Source organism: Gordonia sp. McavH-238-E (assembly GCF_022348225.1).
GTDB lineage: Bacteria > Actinomycetota > Actinomycetes > Mycobacteriales > Mycobacteriaceae > Gordonia > Gordonia terrae.
Genome location: NZ_JAKRFE010000024.1, coordinates 44,391 through 50,538, shown reverse-complemented (window position 1 = coordinate 50,538; position 6,148 = coordinate 44,391). Strand labels below are relative to the sequence as shown.

The window sequence follows — 6,148 nt, the reverse complement described above, 5'->3', positions numbered from 1 at the left end:
CACCCCGGGCCCCTACGGAGACGGGTCGTGAGGTGGGGGGGTGACCACCCCCCCCGCCACACCCGGCTCTGCCCCCCGTCCTGAAGCCTCGACCCCCCGAATCCCGCACCCCTCACGCGCGTGAGATCCGTCCGCGCCGAACGAATGAGTACGCCACATGGGCCAGTTCCTCCAGTTCGTCTTCCTCGGACTATCCGCCGGTGCCATCTACTCGGTGCTCGCGTCGTCCCTCGTGGGCATCTATGCCGCCACCGGCATCATCAACTTCGCGCAGGGCGCCATCGGCCTGTACTCGGTCTACCTCGTCGCGGCGCTACGCACCGACGGCAGTCTCGTCCTGCCGATCGGCACCCTGCAACTCGGCAGTGAATCCGAGCCCACGTCAATGGAACTCGCGCTGGTGCTCGGTGTACTCAGCGCGGTGGTCTGGGCGCTGCTCGCGCATGTGCTCATCTTCCGGCCGCTACGCTCGGCTCCGGTGCTCGCACAGGTGGTCGCCTCCGTGGGCCTCATGCTCTTCATCCAGGCCCTGGTGCATCTACGTTTCGAGACCGAGAACCTCTTCGCGGAGGCGATCCTGCCGGAGAACACCATCGACATCGCCGGTGCGGTCGTGAACGTCTCGGATCTGATCCTGGCCGGTGTCGCCATCGTCATCTCCCTCGTCCTCTGGGCCTACTTCCGCCTCACCACCCTGGGCGTCGCGACTCGCGCCGGGTCCGAAGATGAACTGGCGGCGCGACTCTCGGGCTACTCCCCCGACCGCCTCGCGGGCATCGTGTGGGCATTGACGGGAGCGGCCACCGGACTCATCGTCGTGCTCGCGTCGTACACGATCGGACTCACCGAGACCAGCTACACCTTCTTCGTCATCCCGGCGCTGGCAGTCGCGCTCGTCGGCCGGCTCACCTCCTTCGGGATCGCGTGCGCCGCAGGCCTCGTCCTGGGCGCCTTCCAGTCGGTGATCACCTGGCTCACCACCAAGGACTGGTGGCCCGAATGGGCGCAGGCCGGCCTCGGCGACGCCGTCCCGTTCATCATCGTCGTCGTCGCCCTCTTCCTCCTCGGCGGTCGTATCCCGTCCCGCGGTTCGCTCGGCGAGGTGCGGATGCCCGCGGTCCGCATCCCACGCATCCGGGTGATCCCGACGGTCGTCTGCATCGCCGTCGTCGTCGCGGCCATCCTGGTCACCTCCGGCAGCTGGCGTTTCGGCGTCGTCACCTCGGTGATCCTCAGCCTCATCGCCCTGTCCCTGGTGCTGCTCACCGGTTATCTCGGCCAGATCTCGCTGGCCAGCATGGCGTTTGCCGGTGCGGCCGGTTTCGCGCTCTCGAAGCTGACCACCAACTGGGACGTACCCTTCCCGTTCAGCATGATCTTCGCGGCGCTGATCGCGACCGGTCTCGGCGTACTGGTGGGCGTACCCGCACTGCGGATCCGAGGCGCCCAGCTCGCCGTCGTGACATTGGCGGCGGCACTGGCGATCCAGAGCTTCGTCTTCAACAACCCGGCCATCACCTCCTTCGAGGGCAACCTCATCGCGGACCCGACGATCTTCGGCATCGACCTCGGTGTGCGCGATGGCACCAACCTCGTCACGATCCGGTTCTCGCTGATGGTCCTCATCGTCGTCGCGATCGCGACCCTGGTGGTGCTGCGCTTCATGGGTGGCTCCACCGGCCGTGCCTTCCTGGCCGTACGGTCCAACGAGCGCGCGGCGTCGTCGGTCGGGATCAACGTGGCCGCGACCAAGTTGCTCGGTTTCGCGCTGTCGGCGTTCCTCGCCGGCATCGGTGGCTGTCTCATCGGCTACAGCCGGGGCCAGCTGTCGGCCGGCTCGTTCACGGTCATGATCGGACTCACCCTGCTCGCGATGACCTACGTCGGTGGCATCACCTCGTTCGCCGGCGCGGTTCTCGCCGGCATCATCGGACCGCTGGGCGTGGGCTACGTGTTCCTCAACCAAACCCTCAGTCTCGGTGAGTACTACGAGCTCTTCGCGGCCGGCAGCCTGCTGCTGATGGCCGTGCTGAACCCGGTCGGCGTCGCCGGTGCGATGTCGGAGTTCGGCGAGCGGATACGCGCACACCGCCACCGACCGCCGCCCCATCCGGAAGCCCCGGGGGCGGCCCAGAACGCACCGGAGGGCGCACATGTCTGAGTCGACACTCGACAAGCCGGCCACGGCGACGACACTTCTCGAGACCGGTGGACTGTCGGTCCGGTACGGCGGCGTCAGCGCCAATTCCGACATCGACATCTCGGTCGCAGCAGGCGAGATCGTCGGGCTGATCGGCCCCAACGGCGCAGGCAAGACCACGTTCGTCGACGCGGTCACCGGGTTCACGAAGGCCACCGGCACGGTGTCACTGCGCGGGGAGCGACTCGACAAGGCGAGCCCGCATCGCCGACGCCGGGCGGGTATGGCCCGGACATGGCAGGCAGGCGAACTGTTCACCGATCTGACCGTCGCCCAGAACCTCGCCGTGGCAGTACAACCCGTCGGCCTGCGGGCCATGCTCGCCGACGTCGTCAACGGGTCCCGACCCCCGGCCGACGTCATCTCCTCGGCGCTCGAACTCGTCGGCCTGGCCGATGCCGCCGATCAACTCCCCGGCGAGCTGACCCTCGGGCAGCAGAAACTCGTGGGCGTGGCCCGCGCGCTGGTCGGCGGGACCCAGCTCGTCCTGCTCGACGAACCGGCCGCCGGGCTCGACACCCACGAGAGCCGCGACTTCGGCATCGAACTCCGTCGGATCGCCGCGACCGGCATCGGCATCCTGCTCATCGACCACGACATGTCCCTGGTGCTCGACGTGTGCGACCGTCTGTACGTGCTCGACTTCGGTCGTGTCATCGCCAGCGGACCACCGGCCGCCATCCAGGACGATCCCGCGGTGATCTCGGCCTACCTCGGCAGCCCCGAGGTGGACCCGGATGCGGTCGTCGATCCACCTGTTCCGCCGGCCGGCCCGTCCGGTGGGGGCATCGACACCGAACGACCGTCAGACATCGGCCCGACCGGGCACGCCCCGAAGGAGACGCCATGAGCACGCACGCCGAGTCGTCGTCCACGCCGAACGGGCCGGGATCGACGACACCCGACCCGGCCGCACCGGTGCTGGAGATCGACCAGATCACCGTCGGCTACGGCGGGGTCCCTGCCGTCCGCGGTCTCAGCGCGTCCGTCCGGCCGGGCGAGATCCTGGCCCTGCTCGGCCCGAACGGGGCCGGCAAGACGACGAGCCTCCTCGCCGCGGTCGGTGCGCTCGGCCTGATGTCGGGCACGGTCACCGCCCTGGGCGATCCGATCGACCGCCGGATCGAACGCAATGCGCGTCGCGGGGTGACTCTGGTACCCGACACGCGCGGGGTGTTCCACCGGCTGTCGGTGTCGGACAACCTCCGTCTCGCCAGACGTCGCAACGGACCCGACCTCGACACCGCCTACCAGTACTTTCCCAAACTCAAGACGATGCGGGGGCGGCGCTGCGGCAATCTGTCCGGTGGCGAACAGCAGATGCTGGCGCTCGCCAAGGCGCTGCTCGCAAATCCGAGAGTGCTGCTCATCGACGAACTGAGCCTCGGTCTGTCCCCGGTCGCGGTCCAGGACCTGCTGCCCCGCTTGCGGTCGATCGCCGACGAACACCAGATGGCGGTCGTCCTCGTCGAGCAGCACATCGACCTGGCGCTCGGCATCGCCGACGCCGCGATCGTGCTCCACCACGGTCGTGTCGCACTCTCGGCGCCCGCAGGCGAACTCCGCAGTCGCCGAGACATGGTCGAGGCGGCCTACTTCGGCCGCACCGTCGACGATCTCGCCTCCTAGGCCGCACGACGAGCAGAGGCGCAGGACGAGACGAACGGGGACCGGACGACGTGGCCGTCGGAGACGAGAACGATCCGGTGCGGACGGATGCCGACACCGCACGACCCCCACGCAACACACGCAACCGGCCCACCGACGACGAATTGCTCGACGCCGCGTGCGCGGTCATCGCCGAGGTCGGTGCCGAACGCGCCACGATGACCGCCATCGCCGAACGCGGCGGCACCACCCGGGTGACCCTGTACGCGCACTTCGACTCCCGCGACGAGCTGGTCAATCGCGTGATGACCCGCGAACTCGACACCTTCACCTCGTTCATGTTCGAGGTGTACGACGCGAGTGTGAACATGCCCTACGGGGCCCGTGCCCGCCATTCGGTGCTCGCCTTGTTCGACTACGCCCGACGCCACCCGGAAGGCCTGCGCGTCCTCATCGGTCATCGGGAGGGCGGCAGCGACCGCCGGCTCTATGCCGCGCTCGAACCCCGGATCGCCGCACGCCTGCGTGACAACTACGCCGAACGCGGGGCGCGGATCGCCGCCAGTGCGGACACCCTCGCCTCGCTCCTGCTGGGCATGAGCCTCGACGTCGCGCACCGCGCGCTCATCGTCGACGGCGCCGGCGTCGACGAGGCCTGCGACCTCGCGATCACCGCGACCCTCGCCGTCCTCCGCGACGTGCGCCCGGAACAGCTGCGGGCGCTCGACGAGTCACTCGGCGGGCGCTGACGACCGGATCGATCACCCCAGCCATCGTCCCGCCCGGCGGCTGTGCGCCGCCTTCGTGCCCGACGGCAGCCGATCGTAGGCCCGCGCGAGGAAGTTGGAGCGCGCGTTGGCCTCGAAGACGTCCCGGTGGTCGCGCACGAACGTCCAGTAGAGCCCGTCCCAGTCCTCGGCCCAGTCCCCGGCCGGGATGTCCGACATCTTCTTCAGGTAGTTGCTACCCGAGACGTAGGGCTTGGTGGTGATCGCCTCGCCCGCCGCGAACTGACTCATCGCGTACACGTTCGGGACCATCACCCAGTCGTAGGCGTCGACGAACATCTCCATGAACCACTCGTAGATCTCCTCGGGGTCGATACGGAGCAGGCACATCGCATTGCCGAGGACCATCAATCTCTCGATGTGGTGGGCATACCCGTGTTCGAGGACCCGCCGGATCACGAGATCCACCGGTTCGAGGCCGGTCTCCGCGGTCCACCACCCGTCCGGCAGCCGGCGATCGTGACCGAGGTGGTTCCGGCTGCGGAGGCCACGTCCGCGGATCTCATACGAGGCCCGCATGTACTCCCGCCAGCCGATCAGCTGCCGCACGAAACCCTCGAGGCCGGCCAGCGGGACGCGGTTTCGAGCGCCGACCTCCAGCGCCCTGGTCAGCACCGTGCGCGGACTCAACAGCCCGATGTTGAGGCCGGGCGTCAGCAGCGAATGGAAGACGAAGGGGTGCTCGGCGCTGATCGCATCCTCGTACGGACCGAACTCCGCGAACCGGTCGGCGAGGAACTGTTCGAGCATCGCCCGCGCCTCGTCGTGAGCCGTCGGCCACCCGAAGGCGTCCGCGTCGCCCGGGTTGTCGGGGAACGCATCCGACACCCAGGCGATCGCGGCGTCGACCTCCGGATGTCGCGCGGGCGGTGTCGGTTGCGGAACCTCGTGGCCCTTCGGCAGCTTCTTCCGGTTCTCGGAGTCGTAGCTCCACCGGCCGCCCTCCGGCTTGCCGTCGTCGTCGACGAGGATGCCGAGCCGCCGGCGCTGCCAGGTGTAGAACTGCTGCATCCGCGGCCGGCTGCCGCCGAAGAACTCCCGGAGCTGGCGACGGGTGGTCAGGAAGTTCGGGCTCTCGGCGATGTCGTCGGCCGCGAGCGGGCACCCGGCATGGTCGAAGGCCGCCAGCAGATCCCCGGACAGCCAGTCGTCGACGACGTCATAGAGGTGGATGGACGACGGCTTCCGACGCGACAGGTGGGCGACGAGTTTGTCGTGACTGGACTGCTGGGCGTCGGTCTCCAGGATGTCGACGTCGAAGCCCCGGTCCCGCAACCGATCGGCGAACCTGCGCATACTCGCCCGGTGCAGGACGAGCTTCTGTACGTGGAACCGGTACTGCCGGAACATGAGATCGTGTTCGACGAGAACGAAGCGGGTGCCGGGCTCCGCGTCGAGGTGTGATTCGAACAACTGATGCGGGAGCACCACCCGGACCACACCGCCGGACGGAACGGACATCGGCTCTCCTCTCTGCCTCCGCTGGTCGAGCGCCCCCAGCTGGTTGAGCTTGTCGAAACCACTCCGACGCACCCTCCACTCCCGACTTGGA

5 protein-coding genes are annotated in these 6,148 nt (G+C 68.6%); 4 read left to right on the top strand and 1 reads right to left on the bottom strand.

The annotated features are described in order from the left end of the window. Nucleotides 1–157 precede the first annotated feature (157 nt). From MHN80_RS24250 to MHN80_RS24235, 4 genes are read left to right on the top strand one after another with little or no spacing between them, the layout of a single operon-like run. Nucleotides 158–2,161, top strand: coding sequence for an ABC transporter permease (locus MHN80_RS24250; RefSeq protein WP_101820820.1), 2,004 nt, complete (start codon nt 158–160; stop codon nt 2,159–2,161). Next, nucleotides 2,154–3,050, top strand: coding sequence for an ABC transporter ATP-binding protein (locus MHN80_RS24245; RefSeq protein ID WP_004022462.1), 897 nt, complete (start codon nt 2,154–2,156; stop codon nt 3,048–3,050). Before MHN80_RS24250 ends, MHN80_RS24245 begins: the two co-directional genes overlap by 8 nt. After that, the gene (locus MHN80_RS24240; protein ID WP_239403989.1) at nt 3,047–3,829 is read left to right on the top strand and encodes an ABC transporter ATP-binding protein; all 783 of its coding nucleotides are present in this window, start codon (nt 3,047–3,049) and stop codon (nt 3,827–3,829) included. The genes MHN80_RS24245 and MHN80_RS24240 overlap by 4 nt, the downstream gene beginning before the upstream one ends. Before the next feature lie 50 nt (nt 3,830–3,879). Beyond that, nucleotides 3,880–4,557 carry a TetR/AcrR family transcriptional regulator gene (locus MHN80_RS24235; RefSeq protein WP_239403988.1) on the top strand — a complete coding sequence of 226 codons (678 nt, stop codon included), beginning with the start codon at nt 3,880–3,882 and terminating at the stop codon, nt 4,555–4,557. Between the two features lie 12 nt (nt 4,558–4,569). Here MHN80_RS24235 and MHN80_RS24230 read toward each other — a convergent pair whose 3' ends face one another. Beyond that, nucleotides 4,570–6,057 (bottom strand): cryptochrome/photolyase family protein, encoded by a 1,488-nt coding sequence (locus MHN80_RS24230; protein ID WP_239403987.1) that lies wholly within the window; start codon nt 6,055–6,057, stop codon nt 4,570–4,572. Nucleotides 6,058–6,148 lie beyond the last annotated feature (91 nt).

Bases quoted from the DNA above. Each gene is read 5' to 3' on its own strand.
- MHN80_RS24250 (WP_101820820.1), top strand. From the start codon at position 158: ATGGGCCAGTTCCTCCAGTTCGTCTTCCTCGGACTATCCGCCGGTGCC.
- MHN80_RS24245 (WP_004022462.1), top strand. From the start codon at position 2,154: ATGTCTGAGTCGACACTCGACAAGCCGGCCACGGCGACGACACTTCTC.
- MHN80_RS24240 (WP_239403989.1), top strand. From the start codon at position 3,047: ATGAGCACGCACGCCGAGTCGTCGTCCACGCCGAACGGGCCGGGATCG.
- MHN80_RS24230 (WP_239403987.1), bottom strand. From the start codon at position 6,057: ATGTCCGTTCCGTCCGGCGGTGTGGTCCGGGTGGTGCTCCCGCATCAG.